We start from the raw sequence: 17,569 nt of genomic DNA on the forward strand, positions 1-17,569 counted from the left end.
CCGGTGGTGCACCGGTGCTGAAGCAGACCTACCAGGGGCAGGTCACCACAGGTGAGTGGAAGGCGCTGGCGCTGCATGATCCGGCCGGCGCCGAGCTTGGTCCGCGTCCTGTCGTCGGTGTAGGGCGCTTCGAGGTGGAGGGGGCCTACTTCAGATCCCGTCGCCAAGACGCTGACCTGCAGGTGGAGGTGCAGGTGCATTCCTCCAAGGCGCCCTTTCCGGAGGGGTGGTCAGACGTTCTGCCGCCGATCACGGCGATCTTCCCCTCCCGCAGGGCCTGGTTGTACGGGCCTCCGGGGTACGAGGCGCTGGGGCGGCAGCGCATCGACGGCATCGAGTTGCCCAGCGATCGGGTATGGATTCACGCGGCGGTGAATGGGTTGGATGCCGAGGACGCCGCGCAGGAGCGCTGGTTGATCTTGGTCTGGCCCAATCGCAGCCCGTTCCACGTTGCCAGTCAGTTCTGAGGGCGGCTATGCGGTTTGCGGCTTGGGCCGAGCAGGTCGACGGCGCCATGACCGCAGTACCGCTCGCTCTTCGGCAAGACCACGACGTCGCCGGCAGCCAATAGCAGCGCGCACAACGCGGGATGACCGGTAGATCGTTCGTGCCCTTTCATGGTGGTGCATGGGCTGGCACGGTAGGCCTGTGAGCGTCGACAGCGGAGACCACGACTGGTCCCAACCCTTGGTCGAGCTGCCGCTACCCCCACCCGCTGCTGCTGCCCTTGAGTCGCTGCTGCCTCCGCGTGGGCGTCCCACCCGCGGGCCGGGAGAGCGGGGCCGGTTGAGGCACTTCGAGCCGGTGACCGAGGAAACGGCACGGGAGTGGCTGGGTTTCGTCCCACCCACGTTGCCCAGCCTGAGCAAGGCCGGCTTCGGTCGGTACTTCGCCCGTCAGAGCGGTCAGGAGCTCATCCCACGCGCTGACCTGGGTCGCGGGGAGAGCATGTCGGTGTACGTGTTCTACCTTCCGCCCGGCGCGCAGTGGGTGCCGGAGACGCCCTTCGTGGAGGCCCGGCGCCAGGGGCTAACGTCTCTGTGGTTGAAGACTGGGTGCGGGGCGCCGTGGTCTGGCGGGACGGAGGCGTCGGTGGACATCCGCCGCGACCCCTCCAGTGGTGACTCGATGACAGTGGTGGTGGGCTCGAGCGCTGTGGGGGTTCAGCACCAGGGCGGGGTGACCCGGTTGGCGTGGTCGTACCGCTTCGATGGTGCCGGCGGTGACGCTGCTGACTTCAACGTCACGGTGATGAGTGCCCGTCCGCCGCGGGCGTCGGTGGAGATGCTGGTCGAGGACCATACGGCTGCCCATCTGGGATGAGGCCACCCGGCCATCGGTAGTCCAGGTCCGGATGATGATCGCGACGTCGCGCGCACCGCGGGATGACCGGTAGAACGTTCGACGCCCTGGTCATCTCCAGGGTGAGCGGTCAGGAGGTCTGGGCCTGCTGCAGCGCCTCGGCCAGACGTTGAGCAGCTTCGCGAGGCACCCCGATCAGGGACATCTTCCGGCCGCCGCGGGTCAGGACCGTGCTGTAGTCCTCCCATCGTCCCTGTACGTGTACCTGCTCCACCTCATCCCACGGCAGGAGCGGGCCGTCGAAGAGCACCTTTCGGACCCGCAGGCCGTGTTCGTCCAGAACGGTTGCGGGCGGGCGCCAGAAGTACATGATCAAGGTGATGGCGATGCTGACGAGGACTACGAGTCCGAGGACCTTGTCGAACCAGCCGCCGGAGATGATGCGAGGCACCGCGAAGAGGGTCGCGAGTCCAGCCATGATCAGGGGCCACACGCGGGAACGGCCCTGGTAGGACTGGGGGTAGAGCCGTTGCAGTCCCGAGAAGTCGATGAGGAGACGGGGTGCGGCGTGGTCGCCGGTTGGGGTCGCGTCGTCGTCCATGTCGCTACCTTGTCGGCGCGAGGGCAGACCGCTAGCCAGATCACCCGTTCGGCGGGATGAGCGGGCGAGTTGTCGGCCATCGCAGTGAGGTCGTCCGGGCTCGGCTCAGCTGTCAGTTTCGTTGGCGCGATGCAGAGGCGCTGAGCTGGGTGCAGAGGCACCAAGGGGTCGGCTTCGTTTGCGTCGGGGGTCGGCAAGGAAGGAGACGAGGTTCAGCAGCCCCACCAGGTGCTCCACTGAGTGCCAGAGCACTTGGTCCTGCGGCTGAGACAGCATTTCAGCCAGCTCTTCCAGGTCATCGCTGCTCTGTCCAGCGTTGACGTAGAGACCGGGGTCGTCGTCCATGGCGTGGGCTGTGTCGGTGGGGAGGTGCCAGTAGTAGTCGTTGTACTCAGGCACTGCTGCAACGTCCACCTTCGGCCCGAAACGGTCGATGGTTAGGTCGATTGCGCCGTTGAGGGCCGCTCGAAGCTGCTCGAAGTCCAGGACGTGGGGTCGCTCGAGACCCTCATTGGCGGTCACGTTTCGACCCTAGCCCGGCTCCTTCCGCGGGATCCGCTCGGTCTGGACCGTCCGCATCTCGCCAAGACCGCGACGTCGCCGGCCCCCAGCAAGAGCGCGCACAACGCGGGACGACCGTGAGGTCGGAAACTCGGCTACCGCAGCAGCTGTTGTCGTAGAGGGCCTGTCCACACACGAGCCATCCGCTCGGCGCCTTCAGCACCCCGTCGCGCGTAGCCGTCTGGCGGGCTGACGAAGTCCTGGGGCAGGCCGTCGACCTCCCATGTCCGACACTGCACGGCGACCTCGTTCCAGAGCTGGGCCATGCGGCGACGACCAGGCGGTGTCCATCGCCACCACCAGCGGGGTACGCCAGGTCCACCGATCACAGGCTCACCAGGTCGCGACATGCCGTGATCTTCCTGCCGGAGACGGACGCTGCCGACGCCTGGCAACCGCCTGGTCATCGCCAAGAGCGCGACGTGGCCAGCAACCGTCGACCGCGCACAACGCGGGATGACCGGATGTACGTGAAGCGCGGTGAGGACCGGTGCGGTCCAGTCCTACTTCGGCCGTCGCCGAAAGTCGTCGATCAAGATCACTCCTAGTGCTACCACCGCAAGCAGGCAGAGGAGCACTGTTTGCCAGCCTTTCGGATCGCCGTGAGTTAAGAGCATCAGGACGACCGCCCCCAGGATGGGCACCAGGGCGAGAAGCATTAGCCGCGTGTCCCTCGGTTTCAGCTCTTGTTTCACCTTGTAAGGATGCCTCTCGCGGTTGCAACCACGTCCGCTTCTCGCCATGACCGCGACGTCGCCGACCGCGGACAACGCGGGATGACCGTGCACTTCGCGCGCACCGCGGGATGAGCGCGAAGTCGAACGAAGGCCGAAGCGGGAAAGGCCGGAGCGACACCGGGCAGTGGTCGCTCCTTCCGTTGGGGCGGTCAGCGCTTCTGGCCAGGCCGCGCCGGTCGCCACAGCGATTGCCCCGGTTTCGCCCGAGCCGCCATGCCGAAGACGAAGATGAGACCGGAGATCGAGGAACCAACCACTGTCGAGGTCCACCCGTGCACGGAGACGGGCACGTGGAGGACCTTCATGACCAGAAACCCCGCCAAAACGCCGACGGCCCACAGCGCAGCGGCGACGGCGAACCGACGTGGGTAGGTGCCGGGCCAGGTGCTCATGTCTCTCCTCGGTGACGACTACTCGTCTTGATCATGCCCTTCTGCGGGTTTGTTCTGCAGGCACCACTGAGGGTGCTCGTCCTGGGTGTGACCTTCTGCCGGCGGCGGTGGCGGTGTTGGAGGACGAACAGGGCAAAACGGTTGATCGCGCCGGCGTTCCCGTCTGCCGGGCATCGCCGGCGTTCCGCCGTGGTCAGGCGTCGTCGTCAGGCATCAGCGTCTCCTGGAGGTAGACCAGCTGGTTGCCGTCGGGGTCGCTGAAGTGGAACATCGCCGGCACGCCGTCCCAGCGCAGGACCTCCGCGTTGTGAAGCACCACACCCTCCGCGCCTGCCAGCCGTTCGTACGCGGCGTCGGCGTCGCGCGTACCCAACCGCAGCGCCATCGGCAGCGGGGTGTCCGGTGGCAGCAGGACCAGACCCACGCGCGAGCCCGGCGGGACCACCTCCACCATGCGTGCCCCCGGCCACACCTCCACGTCGTAGCGCAGTTCGCACCCCAGGACGCCGGTGTAGAAGGCCAGGGCGGCGTCCTGGTCCGCCACCGGCAGCGCAACGCTGATCACGGTCGTTGTCATCGTCATGGCGCTCAGACCTCGCGACGCTGCAAGAGTCATCGGTTCTCAGGACAGCTCGGTCGTCACCTCGCCCCAGCACCTGACGCCGGCCCACGCTCCTCGACGAGGTGGCGACCGTTGCGGAAGCTGCTCCAGAGCCATCCGGAGATCGGCATGGTCACTGTGTCGCCGGCCGAGCGGATCGCGGGATGACCGCGATGTGGGAGCTACTGCTTCGGGTTCGAGGAGCGCTTCTCACGACGCCACGAAGTCCAGGCGGTGCTGAGCGCACCAGCAGCCACGGCAGTGATGACGCTGGCGTAGTTCCCATCCACGATTTCGCGCAAGGCGAACCACAGGCCGACTGCCACCACCAGGGCGAAGAGGATCGCTCGCGCGAGACGCGAAACCTCCTCGGTCCGGCTGAGTTGACGCCGATGCTGGGCCACGAGAACACCTTGCCGTACGGACGACACGTCCATTCGCGATCTTCGTTTGACGTCACGCGATCGGCGCCATGAGCGCGCAGATCGCGGGATGACCGTGAAGTCGTGAGTACGCCGAAGGAACGCAGCTCGTGGTGAGACGGAAGATCAAGTGAGGTGCTCGAAGGTTTCCTCGCCGCGCCGCCGACACATCCAACCCTTGTCCTCGAAGCCGAAGAGCATGGCGATCTCTGGCCCCTCGGGCTCATCACGGGTGGGCAGCAGGACGATCGCTCCGCCGGTGAGTTCCAGGCGCAGTCCCTGGACCCTCGCCTCGGTCGTCGCGGTCACGGTCCCTGGTATGAGCGAGACGGGTTTGCCCCGTGAAGCACGGACGCCACGCGAGCGGTGACGATCACACGGTGTCGTCGGCCAGTCGTTCTCCGAAGAGGACAGCCTCCCCGGTGGAGTAGTGACTGTTCACGCTCAGGTGCTCGGCGAAGCGTGCGTCGTCGAACGCCGCGGTCAAGTCAGCGGCTGAGCGCCACTGCACGTGCTCGACGATTCGCTCGCTGCGGAGGTCGCGGAAGAAGCTCGCCGAGACGAATCCGTCGAGATGCCTGGTGTGGTCGCGCGTTTCGCTCTCGTTGTACTCGCCGACCCACCCTTGTCTACCGCTGTCGGGTGTCAGCCGGATGATCTCGTTCGCCGGGTCGGACCGAGCGCTCGATGGGTCGAGTCCGGTCACGTCGTCCGGACTCGCAGTCATCGAGGCGGCGAACTGGTAGATCCCTTCGTCGACGACGAGGTCGTCGACGAACTCGTCACCGGGTTGCGTCCGACTCAGCTCCACGGCGAGCGCTTCGGCGTCGCTGCTGCTGCGCCAGAAGAAGAACCCCATGAGGAGTTCGGTGTCAGGGGCTGGGGGCGGACCGAGCACCTGGCCCTGCGCCAGCCAGATCCCGCCGCCGTACCCTGGTCGCGGCCGTGCGAGCGCCTCGGTGGACGTCACGAGGCCAGTCCACCTGTTCCCTGCACCGCGTGGGTCGGTTGCATCGTGTGGGTCGGCGTCTGCCTTCACCACGACGAGGAAGGGAAACTCGACGAAGTTGACGTCGTCCATGTCAGTGACCTCCGGCTCTTGAGCCGAGCTCGTCGTCCTGGTCGTCGAGCAGGCGAGCGGTGACTCCGAGCTCGATGTCGACCCGGTTGCCCGCCAAGACCCCCTGTCGATCGAGGGGAACGCCGAAGCGGACTCCGAAGTCCTGACGATTCACCTGCCCCGTCGCACGGAACCGGACGTCCTGGCGTCCTTCGGCGTCGCGCTCGAACCGGATCTGTGTCACCTCCAGCACGACGGGGCGGGTGACGCCGCGCATGGTGAGGGAGCCGTGGATTCGAACGTCGTCGTTGCTCGGTGTGATGGCGGTCGAGGTGTACGTGATCGCTGGATGGTTCTCGGCGTCGAACGGGTCCTTGGAGCGGGTTCCGTCATCACGCCGGGTGTCGAAGGTGTTCATCGAGCGCACCTGGATGCTCGCCTGGACGGAGGACCTGGTGACGTCGGGACGGGTCACGATCCGGCCGTCGAACTCGGTGAAGACACCTGGCACCTTCTTGGTGATCAAGTGGCGGATCGAGAACTTCACCGTGCTGTGCTGTGGATCGATGATCCAGGTCCCCGTCACGTACTTGCCGGATGCTTGTGCCATGGGTCTCGGTCTCCAGGTCCAGTTCGATTGTCGAGAACAGGTTGGGTGCTTCACGGGCGACGTCTCTCCGAGGTTGTTCCTCGGGTTCGTCTCGAGGACTCACCGTCGAGCGAGGGCGCTTCACGCGGTGAGCGTCGTTTCAGGCCATCTGTTGCCTGCGCTGGGGGTACTCAGGAGACCGCGGAGCTGAAGAGCCCGTGTGCTCCCAGCACCGAGAGGTCCGTGGCCGTGTAGCCACCGTCGACCGCGATGATCTGAGCGGTGATGAACGAAGCCGCGTCACTGAGCAGGAACAGCACCAGCGCGGCGGCCTCTTCGCTGGTCGCGGCCCGCTCGAGGGGGATGGTGCGGAGAAAGCGATCCATACCGGCCTGGTCGTCGTAGGCGAAGGCAGTGGCATCAGTGCGCGTCAGCCCGGGGCGGATCGCGTTGACCCGCACACCCTGAGGTCCCAGCTCTGCCGCCAGGGCTCGGGTGGCGGCATCCAGCGCACCCTTGGCCGCGGCGTACAGACTGGTCGTCGGCTGGCCCACGGCCGCCATCGCGGAGGAGATGTTGACGATGCTGGCGCCTGGCTGCAGGTACGGTGCAGCTGCCGCGATCAGGAGCAGTGGAGCACGTACGTCCAAGGCCAGGACGTGATCGATCGTGGACGCCTGCAGGTGCTGCACGGGTTGGAACGGTGCGATCCCGGCGTTGTTGACCAGGCCGTCGATGCGGCCATGTCGCTGCAGCACTTCACGAACCAGGACAGCCGCGGCGTCCGCTTCGGTCAGGTCACCCACCAGGTAGGTGCAGGAGGGCCCCAGTCGATCGGCGTGGGTTTGCAGCGACGTCTCGTCGCGGCCGGTGATGACCACGGAAGCCCCGGCAGCTACGAGGGCTGTGCTGATGGCGGCGCCGAGACCACGTCCGCCCCCGGTCACGATCATCGTCTTGTCGAACAACGAGCGTGGTCGAGGGCTGGTCTCCACCACGGTGGTGGTCTCTTCGTCGGCGGATTCCTGCGCGTCGACCGTCGCGCGAGCTGCTGCGGGGGTGCCTGATGTGGGGGGCGTGGCTGTGGGCAACTTCGCCTCGGTCATGGTGGTTCTCTCCAGGAGGGGGACAGACCCTGGTTCGCGAGAGCGAGCACCTCGCCGATGGCGCACGAGGAGACGAGAACACGAGTCAGGGGCGTGGGTTTCCAGCCCCGGACCGCTCGTGTCGAGCGACCACTTCACCATGAGGCGAACGATCTGAGCATAACCCGCTCGAGACCTGTTCGTTCCAGTGAGTTCGAGATGCGCTCGGTTGCCCAGAACTGACGGAATCGGGCAAGGGAAGTCTCCTGTGAGGATTGCCACAGACAGGACCTGAGGATTGGGATGGCGATCTCGAGACCGTTCTGGGCAATGGTGAATCGTCGACGTCGACCCCGCCTGAGCGGGCAACGCCGGCGTCTGGACGGGCGGCAGGACCGGTGATCTGACTCGTTGAGGAGTGGTCGGCCGGGCCGGGATGTCGTAGAGGTGGGGTAGACCTGTCACCGTGCTGAACCTGACCCCCCGCGGACCGTTCTCGCTCGCCGCCGGCAGGCGCTTCCTGGACGGTTTCGCCCCCGCGGGCCGGACGGTCGAGGACGGCCCGCTCCGGTTGGCGTTCGCGCCCGACGGCCGCGGCGCGACGACCGGTGTCGCGCTCACCCAGTCTGGCGACGGTGTGGTCCACGCCGAGGTCGTGGGGGCCGAGCCGCCGGGGTTCGCCGACCACCTGGCTCGCGTCCTGTCCCTGGACGTGGACGGCACCGGCTTCCCCGCCGTCGCCGACCGGGACCCCGTCGTCGGTCGGCTTCTCGCCTCCTACCCCGGACTGCGACCGGTCGGTTTCTACTCGCCCTACGAGGCGGCCTGCTGGGCCGTGATCACGCAGCGGTCGCGGATCAGCCAGGCCGCCGGGGTCGTCGCGGGCATCCGGGCCCGTTGGGGGGAGGCCGCCGAGGTCGCCGGCCATCCGGTGGCGGCGTTCCCGTCCGCCGCGGTGCTGCGCGAGGTGGCCGGGGAACTCCCGCTGCCAGACGTGAAGCGGGAACGGCTGCGCGGCCTCGCCGAGGCCGCCCTCGACGGGCGGCTCGACGGCGCCCGGTTGCGCGCGATGTCTGCGGAGGAGGCGGTCGCCGACGTCAGCCTGCTGGCGGGGATCGGCCCCTTCTCCGCCGAGCTCGTGGTCGTGCGGGGTGCGGGCCACCCGGACCGGTTCCCGACCAGCGAGGGGCGCCTGCACGACTCGATGCGCCAGCTGTACGACCTGCCCGGAGCCGACGTCGAGGAGCTGGCCTCCGTGGCCCGCGCCTGGGCCCCGTACCGGACCTGGGTCGCCGTGCTGCTCCGCGTCGACCGCGAGGCCAGCACCGGCGAGATCGCCCGCGGGGCCAGGGTCACCCTCGCAGCCGCCGCCCGCGGAGGGTCACGCTGAACTCGGCCGCCTGCAGCGCGGCCGACAGCCGGGTCGGCGCGTGCACCGAGGCGCCGTCGGCCTCCTGCACCGAGCACCGGGTCGCGGACGTCGTCATGACCGTGCGGCACCGGATGCCGTTCTCCGGTGGGCCGGCACCTCAGTGCAGGGCGACCCCTCGGTTCACGTGGTTGCTGAGAAACGTGTGCTCATCGTCTCCGCGCTCCTCGACGCTGCCCAGGACAGACAAGACCAAGCCGGCATCCGCGGCGGTGGTCGAGGTCACCATGCGGAAGGTGCGCTGCTGGCCTGCGCCCAGCACCCCGAGCTGGCAGTAGCGGTGACTGAGCCCGGCGTAGTCGCACTCCGGTGGGTAGTCGTCGAAACCCCGCAGGTCGCCCTCACCGGAGGCGAGGGCGACCGCGTCCAGCACCGCACCACTGATCGTCTCGCGACCGGTGTTGGTGACCGTGAACTGCGACACGACCGCCTCCCCGGCACGCACCTCGGAACTGACGCTCAGATCCACCCTCAACGGTGGGGCGATGACCCCCGTGCTCGGACTCCAGAGCAACGTCCCGCCCTGGAAGTCCTGCGCCACCTCACCGCTGAGCCCGCCCTCCTCGGTGACGGGGTACTCCTCGGTGAGGGGGTAGCCCAGCCAGGATCGCTCCCAGCCCTGACTGGCGTAGTAGGAGAAGAAGTCGCCGTGCACGGCGTGGGCACCGGTCTCAGCTGACCAGTACGCCTGCCCACCCTGGAAGCGTTGACAGACCCCACCGACCGCCGGCAGCTCCCCGGTCAGGGGGAACCCCAGGTAGCTGTTCTCCCAGCCCAGCGAGGCCCACCAGGTGCGGAAGTCGCCGTGCACCTCGTGCGCGCCGGTGGTGGGGCTCCAGTAGATCGAGGCGCGCTCGAAGTGGTTGAAGGCCCCGGTCTTGATGGGGGTGCGAAGCTCATCGGTCAGTGGTGGACCGGGTTGGAAGGCGCCCGGGTCGGCGCGCAGGTGCAGCCACTCCTGCTCGATCGCCCCGTGGACATCGCGGGGGCCCTGCGGTCCTGGGTAGGTCGTGGCGTGCGCAGTTCCCGTTCCGCACCCGAACGCAGCAGCGGCCACCACCACCGCCGCCAGGGCTGCGGTCACTGCCGTGCGCGGCGTTGTCGTCTGCATGTCGTCACTCCTTCGCACCCGCTCGTTCGTCATCACCGTCCGGGTTTCTCATCACACGAGCCCTCCCTACCAGGTTGAGGTGAGACACGAGCGAGAGCCACCGCCCCGAGCATCCCGTGCAGCGGGGTTCGGCGTCTCGGGGATGCATCACCTCGACCGCCGCTCTGCCGCCGCCGCGCACGGGGGTTCGAACCCCCACCACTCAGCGAGTCACTCGCTGATGAGTTGCGTCCCCACCCCGCACGCTCCTGCTGACCGCGAGCGGTGTCGCCCACTCGTGCGTTTCGTCCAGCAGGGTGGATCGCGCCGCCGTCCGCTCATCGTGCGAGCGGACGGCGACGACGTCACGACACTTCCCGGATGGGCTGCTCCGGGCGGACTGAGTTGCTGGTGGCCCTGTGTCCCCCGAGCCGGCTCAGATCGCCAGGATCGTGTCCAAGGGTTTCGTCACCTGCGCCAGTTTCGGCCCCGACGTCCCCAGTTCCCCGGGCCAGCGCGTCACCGTCACCGAACCGGCGTGGAAACCCGTCCACCCCGGCGTGGTGCCGGCGGCGCAGCCCAGCACCCAGGGGTACTGGATCTGGTTGGCGTAGATCATCCGGGAGAAGTCGACGCCGACCTGCTGCCGCGTCACGCCCGCTGCGACCGAGCTCATCCCGTCGAAGAACTTGCCGCCGTAGTTCGGCACGTCGCGACCGACGGTGAAGGTCGTCACGAACCGTTCGCTGCCCTCCGTCAAGGACCCGTCAGCGGCGAAGCAACCGGCGTAGGCGTCGCCGGTGACGCTCGTCGTCAACAGCGTGGGACCGGGCGACTTCGCCATCTGCACCAGGAAACCCCCGGCGGAGGTCTGCACGCTCAACCCCGCCGCGACCTCGAAGGTGACGCTTCGGGTGTTGTTGTCCTCCCGGGTCTCCTCGATGCGGGCCGCGTCGTCGACGAAGGCCCGCAGGGTGTGCCGGCCGGCGGTGGCCTGCCAGGTGGGGGAGGCGGTCGGTCCGCTGTTGGCGGTGACCTTGACCGACTGTCCAGGCTGGATGGCGGAGGTCGTGGTGTCGGACCACGTCTGCAGCTTGCCGTCGACGGCGAAGGCCACTCCGCTGATGACACCGTCCGGGGTCGGGGACTTGCCCTTGTTCGTGATGGTCGCGGTGAAGCGGACCTGCTGTCCCGCCACCGCCTGCACCGGAGCCCACTGGGTGGAGGTGACGACCAGGTCGGGTCCGGTGGTCGCGGCATCAGCGGTCGTGGGGAGGGCCACGGCGGCCACGAGCGCGGCCCCCACCGCCGCCACCGCCGCTTTCTTCCTCGTCCTCACCGCCACGGTGACGCGGTCGCGTCCTCGTCCGCGCCGAGACGGTTCCGGCGGTGTGACGGCAGACTGGAACTGGTCGTTCACGTGGTGTCCCCCAACGGTTCTCGGATCCCGCGAGCGCGTGACCACGGGACAACGTAGCCCCGGTCTGCTCCCGGTGAGTGATCTTCACGGAATCGACCCGCGACGACAGTTCAGCGGCGGAGTCCACACCGCCCGCAGGTTTTCCGGACAACACCAGGCCCTCCGGACGACAGCAGGACCGCAACGTCACCGTGCTGCTGAAGATCGCCGCGTCTCGCGGGACGACCGTGCGTTCGTGGTGGTGTCTTCGTAGGCTGGGCCGGTGCCTGAGCTGACGACGGAGCGGTTGGTGCTGCGCGCCTTCACCGCGGAGGACTTCGAGGCGGTGCACGCCTACGCAGCTGATCCGGAGGTGTGCCGTCACGTGTCCTGGGGGCCGAACACCGTGGAGCAGACCCGCACCTTCCTGGAGGAGATGGTCACCGCCGGTGGACAGGAGGACCGGTCCTCCTTCACCTGGGCGGTCACGGTCGCCGGCGCCGTCGTGGGTGCGTGTTCGGTGACGGTGAGCAGCGCCGAACACCGCCGTGGCGAGATGGGGTACGCCTTGGCGCGGACGGCGTGGAGTCACGGGTACGCCACCGAAGCGGCGGCCGTGGTGCTGGAGTTCGCGCAGACGAGGCTGGGTCTGGCGCGGGTGGAGGCGACGTGCCGGCCGGGCAACGCGGCCTCAGCCGGTGTGCTGCGCAAGATCGGCATGCAGCAGGAGGCGCTGATGCGCAGCCACCTGATCATCCGCGGGCGGCGCGAGGACAGTTTGCTGTTCGCTGCAGTCAGCTGAGACGCCAGGAACCCCTCGTCCTCGAGGGGGAAGCCGGGCCGGTCGGAGGCTTGACGTCGCGCGCCGGCTCGCCGGTGCTGCTGCTCGGAGACGACCTCCAGCCAGTCGGCGTCGAGGTGACCGTGGTACTGCAGAACCCCTGAGGCGTCGGTCCAGTCGATGAGGACGCGTTCCTCGTCGCCGGCGACGAGGAAGCCAGGATGACCGGGCCGCACCAGCGGAGGCGGGGGTGTGCGCGGGGGGTCGGTGTGTGGTTCACCGGTGATCTCCTTGCCGTCCTGGTCCGGTCGGGCAGCGCGCACACCGCGGGACGACCGGTGGACCGGGCCCGCACCTCAGGAACTGCGGCGTTCGCCGACGCCTGAGCCGGTTGCGCGCAGCCGCTCGTTGTGAGCCTCGGTCGCCGCGACCACTCCGGTCAGGAGACGTTCCACCTGCTGCAGGGCGGCGTCGTCGTAGTCGTCCAGCACGTCGTCCAGCGCGTGCCCGGTGCTCTCGAAGAAGGCGGTGGTCGCAGCACGGGCGGCCGGGGTCAGACGGAGCCTGATGATCCGCCGGTCGGTGTCCTCACGGTTGCGGACCACCATCCCCGCGTCCTCGAGGCGGTTGAGCAGGCTGGCGGTGGCACCGGAGGTGAGCCCGATGCGCTCCGCCAACCGCGCCGGCGTCAAGGGCGTCCCACTGGCCTCTGCCCACAGCACCTCCGCCACGGCCACCGCGTCGCTGCCGTGGACCCCGAGTGCCCGCGCCAGGTGACGGGTCAGCTCGACGTGGGTGTCGGTGTAGGCGCGCAGCAACTGCAGCACCCGCGCACGTCGCCCCGGCGCGAACAGGGTGTCCGCCCGGTCGTTCGCGCGCGCCATGTCCCCGAGGTTACTCCGCCGTGCAGTACCTTTAGCGTGAAGGTACTTGATGGTCAAGCAATCAAGGAGATGATGGCGATGGGAACGGACGTCCAGACCCGAGTGCTGGTGACCGGAGGCAGCATCGCCGGGCCCGCGGTGGCCCACGAGCTGTGGCGGTCCGGCTTCGCGCCGACCCTGCTGGAACGAGCACCACGACCCCGCACCGCCGGCCAGAACGTCGACGTTCGCGGTCCGGCGCGGGAGGTGCTGCGCCGGACGGGGTTGTACGAGGCGGTGGCCGCCGCGGGGACCGGAGAGGTCGGCACGCGGTTCCTGCGACCCGACGGCTCGGCCTACGCCTCCTTCCCCGTCCGCGATCACCCCCACCGCCCCGGGGCCGACCGTGCCGGGGACGGGCCCACCGCGGAACTGGAGATCCTGCGCGGCCGGCTCTCGCAGCTGCTCCTGGAAGCCACCGGCGGGGACGTCGAACACCGCTACGGCGAACACCTCGTCCACGTCGAGCACGACGCTCCCGGCGGGGGCGTCGACGTCGTCACCTCCCGCGGATCACGGGAGCACTACGACCTGCTCGTCGTCGCGGAAGGCAAACGCTCGGCGACCCGCGACCTCGTCTTCACCGACGGCGGGCGGAGCGAGGTCACCTGCACCGACCGGGGCCAGTACGTCGGCTACGGCCGGATCCAGCCCAGCGGCGACGACGACCAGTGGTGGCGGTGGCTGACGGCTCCCGGTGGTCGCATCGTCTCCCTGCGCCCCGACGACGTCGGGACCACGCGCGCGACGCTGGCCTTCATGGCGCCACCGATGGGCCTCCACCGCCTCGGCGTCGAGGCTCAGCTCACGGTGCTGCGCGAGCGGTTCGCCGACGTGGGCTGGCAGACGCAGCGCGTCCTCGACGGGTTCGCCGCCGCTCCGGAGGAGTTCTACCTCGAACGTGCCGAGCAGGTGCGCACTCCGCGCTGGTCGCGTGGACGGGTGGTCCTGCTCGGGGACACCGCGTGGGGCGGGCCGACGGGCATGGGTACTAGCCTGGCCCTGCTGGCCGCTCACGTGCTGGCTGGTGAGCTGGCGCTCGAGCGTGACCGGGCACTGTCCCGGGGAGCTTCGATGGAGCCCGAACGAGCTCTCGCCGCCTACGAGCAGCGGCTCCGCTCCTACGTGGACAAGACCCAGCGGGTGAGGCCGGGGATCCCGGCGCTGGCCTCCCCGAAGAGCCGCTGGGGTCTGGTTCTCCTGCACGGGGCCCACCGCCTGGCCGCCACCCCCTTGCTGCGCAGAGCGGGCGAACGCGCTCTGCTCGCCTCCACCTCGGACACCGTCGAACTACCGGAGTACCGATCAGCGACCACCCGGGCGTCGTGACGTCCGTGACCGTGGAGCGGGGGCGGAGGCGGGACGGGTCGCCGGCGAGGCGACTGGAGGCACCAGCGGTGTCCTGCGGCACGACACTGCCGCGGCCAGGAAGGGCGTGCATCGTTCGAACACCTGTGCGAAGATGATCTCGGGTCGGCCGGACGGTGTGGGGAAGCTCCGCTCGGCCGACCCACCCTTTGGAGCGCCGGGTCACCCTCCCTCCGCTGGATCTTCACCCTCCGACGGCACCCGTGCACTCGCGGACCCGCACCCGGACGTGCGACGGTTGGACCGTCCGAGACCCCGCCCCGCGAGATCCCGGGAGACCCGTGAGCTCCACCCTGAGCACGACCACCCCCCTGCGCCGGCGCGACGTCATCGGCCTGCCCGTGGCCCTCGCGCTCCTCGGCGGAGCCGCCGCCTGGGTTCTCGAGGGACCCCACGCCGCCGCGGCCCTCGTGACGCTCGCCGCGTACGAGGTCGCCCTCAGCGTCGACAACGCGGTACCGATGGCCGGGGTCGCCGGCCGGCTGCACCCGAGGATGCGTCAGGTGTTCCTGACCGCCGGGCTGTTCGTCGGCGTCGTCGTCATGCGGTTGTTCGTCCCCCCGGTGGCGGTGGCGACGGCCGGGGGCGAGGACGTGGCGGAGATGACGACGGCGATGGTCGCGGACCCGTCGCACTACGCCGCCGACCTCGCCGGTGTCCGTCCGGGGCTCGCCGCCTTCGGCGGGGTGTTCCTGTGGATGGTGTTCACCGAGTACCTGTTCAACTGCGAGCGCAAGGACCGGCCGTTGTGGATCGCGCCGCTGGAGCGGCCGTTCTTCCGCCTGGCCCGCCCTCGACTCGTGCAGTTCTGCACCGCAGCCGTCCTGGCCGGCGGCGCGATCGCCTGGGCCCCGCCGGGGAACCGCACGACGGTGGCCGTCGCCGGCGCTCTCGGGGTCGCCGGGTACGCCCTGGTGAAGGCCGGGGCGCGGCACGTGTGGACGCACGCGGCGGCCGTCGTCGTCGAGCGCGCGCTCGCGGTGTTCCTGCTGCTGGAGATCCTGGACGGCACGTACTCCTTCAGCGACACCGGCACGGGGCTCCCGGCCTGGGAGCGGCTCGTGATCGCCGTCGCCGGGGTCAGCATCGGGGCGGTGTTCCTCGTGCGGCTTACGCGCCGCCTCGACTCCGGGGAGGCGCTGAAGCGCTACGAGCACCTCCCCGCCGGGGCCGCCTACGTGCTGGGCGTCCTCGGTGTGCTGCTGTGGGTCTCGCTGGTCGCGCCCATCCCGGGACTGCTCGCCGGCTGGTTCGGCGCGGTCGTCATCGGGACCTCGCTGCTCACCTCGCTGGTCCACAACCGGCGCCGCGGTCGCACGGTCAGTGGGTCAGCAGTGCCTTCGCCACGGCGACCCCGGCGCTGACCGCCGCGAGGACGATCCCGCCCCACAGCGCTGTGGCGGAGGGGTCGCGACCGCTGAGGCGCTCCGTCACCACCCCCGTGATCGCCAACCGCAGCACGACGAAGGCGATGCCGATCCACAGCGCCGGCTGGGCCGGGAGGATCTCGAGTGTCCCCAGCAGCACCAGGAGGACGGGGACCACCCCCGACGTCGCGATCGGGGTGGCGTCCCGCAACTCCTCGGCGAGCTCCTCCCTCGGCTTCCCCGGGAGGTGGTCGGGTCGGACGCGTTCGGAGACGAGGTCCGCGGCGATGTGCGCGATGAACGTCGCGACCGCGGTCGCGGCGACGGCGATCGCCGCGTGCCCGGTCTCGACGGCACGGGAGTCCACGGCGACGAGCGCCCCGAGCACCGTGATGTTGCCGTAGACGAACGCCGAGGTGCGGTGCCGGGCGCGGACGACGTCGAGCCCACCGTCGCGACGGTGCCGGAAGCTGGCCATCGCGGCAGCCTAGGGCGATGAGTCCGCGGCCCCCGACGGGCCTCCCCGCCGTGCACACCACGCTGACCCACGACCCGGTCGTCGTCCTCGGGGCGTGGGTCACGCCCGGACGACGAACGCCACCACAGCGGACGCGGTGGTGGCGGACGGACGACGTGGCTCGCTGCAGGCGAGGGACGGGCCGCCGGCGACCCCTCCCCGCAGGCGCGGCGTCTGGTGGTCAGCCCCCCGACCACCAGACGCGACACCGCGTTTCCCCCCTGAGACCAGACGTCGCTCGCAGGCCCCCCGGCCTCCGAGCCCCGCTCCCCCCGGACTCAGGGGCCTTATCGGCGTCACCCGTTCGGGCGTTACAGATCTGCCGGAGAAGTTTCCGGGCGCTTCACCAGCGGTCGTGCACGTGCTCGGCGACGAGGTCGCGGTAGACCTCCTGGACGGCGTCGAGCTGGGCGGTGGTGGGCGCCGCGACGTCGGCCGCCGCGGCGTTCGCGCGGGCCTGCTCGGGGTTGCGGGCACCGGGGATGACGACGCTGACCCCGGGCTGCTCGACGATCCAGCGCAGCGTGAAGGCGGCGAGGGGGACGTCCCCGGCGACCCCGGCCAGCCGCTTGGCCGCCTGGACGCCGGCCCCGAGCGGGACCCCGGCGAAGGTCTCCCCGACGTCGAAGGCCTCGCCGTTGCGGTTGAAGGTGCGGTGGTCGTCGGCGGCGAAGGTCGAGTTCTCGTCGATCTTGCCCGTCAGCAGGCCCGAGGCCAGCGGCACCCGGACGACGACGCCCACGCCGGCCTCGGCCGCGGCGGGCAGGAACTCGGTGACGGGCTTGAGCCGCAACGGGTTGAGGATGATCTGCACGCTCGCCACGTTGGGGCGGGCGACCGCGTCGAGACCCTCGGCGACGGTCTCGACGGAGACGCCGTAGGCGCGGGTGCGGCCCTCGGCCACGAGGGTGTCCAGCGCCTCGTAGACCGCGTCGGTCGTGAGGACGGGCGGCGGCGGGCAGTGCAGCTGGACGAGGTCGAGGGTGTCGACACCGAGGTTCTCGCGGCTGCGGTCGTTCCAGGCCCGGAAGGCGTCCAGCGTGTAGGCGGAGGCGTCGTGCGGGTCGGCCCGCCGGCCCATCTTCGTGGCGACGAACACGCCCTCGGGTGCCGTCGGCAGGAAGCGGCCGAGCAGCTTCTCGCTGCGCCCGTCCCCGTAGACGTCGGCGGTGTCGAAGAAGGTCACGCCGGCGTCCGCCGCGGCCTGCAGCGTCTCCAGCGCCGCGTCCTCGGCGACGTCGCCCCAGCTCCCGCCGATCTGCCAGCAACCCATCCCGATCGCCCCGACCCTGCGGCCGGTCCTGCCCAACACCCTGGTCAATCCCATCGTCTGCACAGCGTGAGA

At 69.7% G+C, this 17,569-nt stretch carries 20 protein-coding genes; 6 read left to right on the forward strand and 14 right to left on the reverse strand.

All coding sequences use genetic code 11. The features are described from left to right. Positions 1–14 precede the first annotated feature (14 nt). Both SJY07_RS11865 and SJY07_RS11870 read left to right on the forward strand, forming a co-directional pair. Complete coding sequence (locus SJY07_RS11865) at positions 15–467, forward strand: hypothetical protein (protein WP_380159300.1); 453 nt, start codon at positions 15–17, stop codon at positions 465–467. A 319-nt stretch (positions 468–786) separates the two neighbouring features. Beyond that, positions 787–1,323 (forward strand): hypothetical protein, encoded by a 537-nt coding sequence (locus SJY07_RS11870; protein WP_380159302.1) that lies wholly within the window; start codon positions 787–789, stop codon positions 1,321–1,323. A 109-nt stretch (positions 1,324–1,432) separates the two neighbouring features. Here the strand turns inward: SJY07_RS11870 and SJY07_RS11875 are convergent, their stop codons facing one another. From SJY07_RS11875 to SJY07_RS11915, 9 genes are all read right to left on the reverse strand, one after another. Continuing rightward, on the reverse strand, positions 1,433–1,903 hold the full coding sequence (locus SJY07_RS11875; RefSeq protein ID WP_380159304.1) for a hypothetical protein: 471 nt from the start codon (positions 1,901–1,903) through the stop codon (positions 1,433–1,435). 105 nt (positions 1,904–2,008) lie between these two features. Further along, positions 2,009–2,425 (reverse strand): hypothetical protein, encoded by a 417-nt coding sequence (locus SJY07_RS11880; RefSeq protein ID WP_380159305.1) that lies wholly within the window; start codon positions 2,423–2,425, stop codon positions 2,009–2,011. A 925-nt stretch (positions 2,426–3,350) separates the two neighbouring features. After that, positions 3,351–3,593 (reverse strand): hypothetical protein, encoded by a 243-nt coding sequence (locus SJY07_RS11885; protein ID WP_380159307.1) that lies wholly within the window; start codon positions 3,591–3,593, stop codon positions 3,351–3,353. Positions 3,594–3,786: 193 nt separating this feature from the next. Further along, complete coding sequence (locus SJY07_RS11890; protein WP_380159309.1) at positions 3,787–4,176, reverse strand: VOC family protein; 390 nt, start codon at positions 4,174–4,176, stop codon at positions 3,787–3,789. 200 nt (positions 4,177–4,376) lie between these two features. Next, positions 4,377–4,598, reverse strand: coding sequence for a hypothetical protein (locus tag SJY07_RS11895; RefSeq protein WP_380159311.1), 222 nt, complete (start codon positions 4,596–4,598; stop codon positions 4,377–4,379). 144 nt (positions 4,599–4,742) lie between these two features. Then, positions 4,743–4,925 (reverse strand): hypothetical protein, encoded by a 183-nt coding sequence (locus tag SJY07_RS11900; protein ID WP_380159313.1) that lies wholly within the window; start codon positions 4,923–4,925, stop codon positions 4,743–4,745. 64 nt (positions 4,926–4,989) lie between these two features. Beyond that, positions 4,990–5,697: a hypothetical protein gene (locus SJY07_RS11905; protein ID WP_380159315.1), complete on the reverse strand. Its 708-nt coding sequence runs from the start codon at positions 5,695–5,697 to the stop codon at positions 4,990–4,992. Position 5,698: 1 nt separating this feature from the next. Next, positions 5,699–6,286, reverse strand: a complete 588-nt coding sequence (locus tag SJY07_RS11910; protein WP_380159317.1) for a YceI family protein — start codon at positions 6,284–6,286, stop codon at positions 5,699–5,701. Between the two features lie 170 nt (positions 6,287–6,456). Then, complete coding sequence (locus tag SJY07_RS11915; RefSeq protein ID WP_380159319.1) at positions 6,457–7,371, reverse strand: SDR family NAD(P)-dependent oxidoreductase; 915 nt, start codon at positions 7,369–7,371, stop codon at positions 6,457–6,459. Positions 7,372–7,816: 445 nt separating this feature from the next. On the opposite strand from SJY07_RS11915, the gene SJY07_RS11920 reads away from it, so the two are divergent. Next, entirely contained in the window at positions 7,817–8,740 is a 924-nt protein-coding gene (locus SJY07_RS11920; RefSeq protein WP_380159321.1) for a DNA-3-methyladenine glycosylase family protein, read from the forward strand. A gap of 139 nt (positions 8,741–8,879) precedes the next feature. On the opposite strand, the gene SJY07_RS11925 is transcribed toward SJY07_RS11920, so the two are convergent. Next, positions 8,880–9,890 carry an LGFP repeat-containing protein gene (locus SJY07_RS11925; RefSeq protein ID WP_380159323.1) on the reverse strand — a complete coding sequence of 337 codons (1,011 nt, stop codon included), beginning with the start codon at positions 9,888–9,890 and terminating at the stop codon, positions 8,880–8,882. A gap of 415 nt (positions 9,891–10,305) precedes the next feature. Beyond that, a complete protein-coding gene (locus SJY07_RS11930; RefSeq protein WP_380159325.1) occupies positions 10,306–11,184 on the reverse strand; it encodes a CARDB domain-containing protein in 879 nt (292 codons plus the stop codon). A gap of 367 nt (positions 11,185–11,551) precedes the next feature. On the opposite strand from SJY07_RS11930, the gene SJY07_RS11935 reads away from it, so the two are divergent. Further along, entirely contained in the window at positions 11,552–12,070 is a 519-nt protein-coding gene (locus SJY07_RS11935; RefSeq protein WP_380159327.1) for a GNAT family N-acetyltransferase, read from the forward strand. A 335-nt stretch (positions 12,071–12,405) separates the two neighbouring features. Here SJY07_RS11935 and SJY07_RS11940 read toward each other — a convergent pair whose 3' ends face one another. Then, complete coding sequence (locus SJY07_RS11940) at positions 12,406–12,933, reverse strand: MarR family transcriptional regulator (RefSeq protein WP_328294035.1); 528 nt, start codon at positions 12,931–12,933, stop codon at positions 12,406–12,408. A 78-nt stretch (positions 12,934–13,011) separates the two neighbouring features. Between SJY07_RS11940 and SJY07_RS11945 the strand changes: the two genes are divergently transcribed. Continuing rightward, on the forward strand, positions 13,012–14,301 hold the full coding sequence (locus SJY07_RS11945; protein WP_380159329.1) for an FAD-dependent monooxygenase: 1,290 nt from the start codon (positions 13,012–13,014) through the stop codon (positions 14,299–14,301). A gap of 320 nt (positions 14,302–14,621) precedes the next feature. Further along, positions 14,622–15,704: a DUF475 domain-containing protein gene (locus tag SJY07_RS11950; protein ID WP_380159331.1), complete on the forward strand. Its 1,083-nt coding sequence runs from the start codon at positions 14,622–14,624 to the stop codon at positions 15,702–15,704. Here SJY07_RS11950 and SJY07_RS11955 read toward each other — a convergent pair. Both SJY07_RS11955 and SJY07_RS11960 read right to left on the reverse strand, forming a co-directional pair. Continuing rightward, positions 15,661–16,185 (reverse strand): hypothetical protein, encoded by a 525-nt coding sequence (locus SJY07_RS11955; RefSeq protein ID WP_380159333.1) that lies wholly within the window; start codon positions 16,183–16,185, stop codon positions 15,661–15,663. The two genes, SJY07_RS11950 and SJY07_RS11955, sit on opposite strands and share 44 nt — an antisense overlap. Before the next feature lie 382 nt (positions 16,186–16,567). Then, positions 16,568–17,551, reverse strand: coding sequence for an aldo/keto reductase (locus SJY07_RS11960; RefSeq protein WP_380162284.1), 984 nt, complete (start codon positions 17,549–17,551; stop codon positions 16,568–16,570). Between the last annotated feature and the right edge of the window lie 18 nt (positions 17,552–17,569).

The organism is Kineococcus sp. R86509, from assembly GCF_042466365.1.
Classification (GTDB): domain Bacteria; phylum Actinomycetota; class Actinomycetes; order Actinomycetales; family Kineococcaceae; genus Kineococcus.

What these genes read in the sequence shown, in the direction of transcription:
- SJY07_RS11875 (WP_380159304.1), bottom strand. Translation starts at nt 1,903, where the DNA reads ATGGACGACGACGCGACCCCAACCGGCGACCACGCCGCACCCCGTCTC.
- SJY07_RS11885 (WP_380159307.1), bottom strand. Translation starts at nt 3,593, where the DNA reads ATGAGCACCTGGCCCGGCACCTACCCACGTCGGTTCGCCGTCGCCGCT.
- SJY07_RS11890 (WP_380159309.1), bottom strand. Translation starts at nt 4,176, where the DNA reads ATGACGATGACAACGACCGTGATCAGCGTTGCGCTGCCGGTGGCGGAC.
- SJY07_RS11905 (WP_380159315.1), bottom strand. Translation starts at nt 5,697, where the DNA reads ATGGACGACGTCAACTTCGTCGAGTTTCCCTTCCTCGTCGTGGTGAAG.
- SJY07_RS11910 (WP_380159317.1), bottom strand. Translation starts at nt 6,286, where the DNA reads ATGGCACAAGCATCCGGCAAGTACGTGACGGGGACCTGGATCATCGAT.
- SJY07_RS11915 (WP_380159319.1), bottom strand. Translation starts at nt 7,371, where the DNA reads ATGACCGAGGCGAAGTTGCCCACAGCCACGCCCCCCACATCAGGCACC.
- SJY07_RS11925 (WP_380159323.1), bottom strand. Translation starts at nt 9,890, where the DNA reads ATGCAGACGACAACGCCGCGCACGGCAGTGACCGCAGCCCTGGCGGCG.
- SJY07_RS11940 (WP_328294035.1), bottom strand. Translation starts at nt 12,933, where the DNA reads ATGGCGCGCGCGAACGACCGGGCGGACACCCTGTTCGCGCCGGGGCGA.
- SJY07_RS11945 (WP_380159329.1), top strand. Translation starts at nt 13,012, where the DNA reads ATGGGAACGGACGTCCAGACCCGAGTGCTGGTGACCGGAGGCAGCATC.
- SJY07_RS11955 (WP_380159333.1), bottom strand. Translation starts at nt 16,185, where the DNA reads ATGGCCAGCTTCCGGCACCGTCGCGACGGTGGGCTCGACGTCGTCCGC.
- SJY07_RS11960 (WP_380162284.1), bottom strand. Translation starts at nt 17,551, where the DNA reads ATGGGATTGACCAGGGTGTTGGGCAGGACCGGCCGCAGGGTCGGGGCG.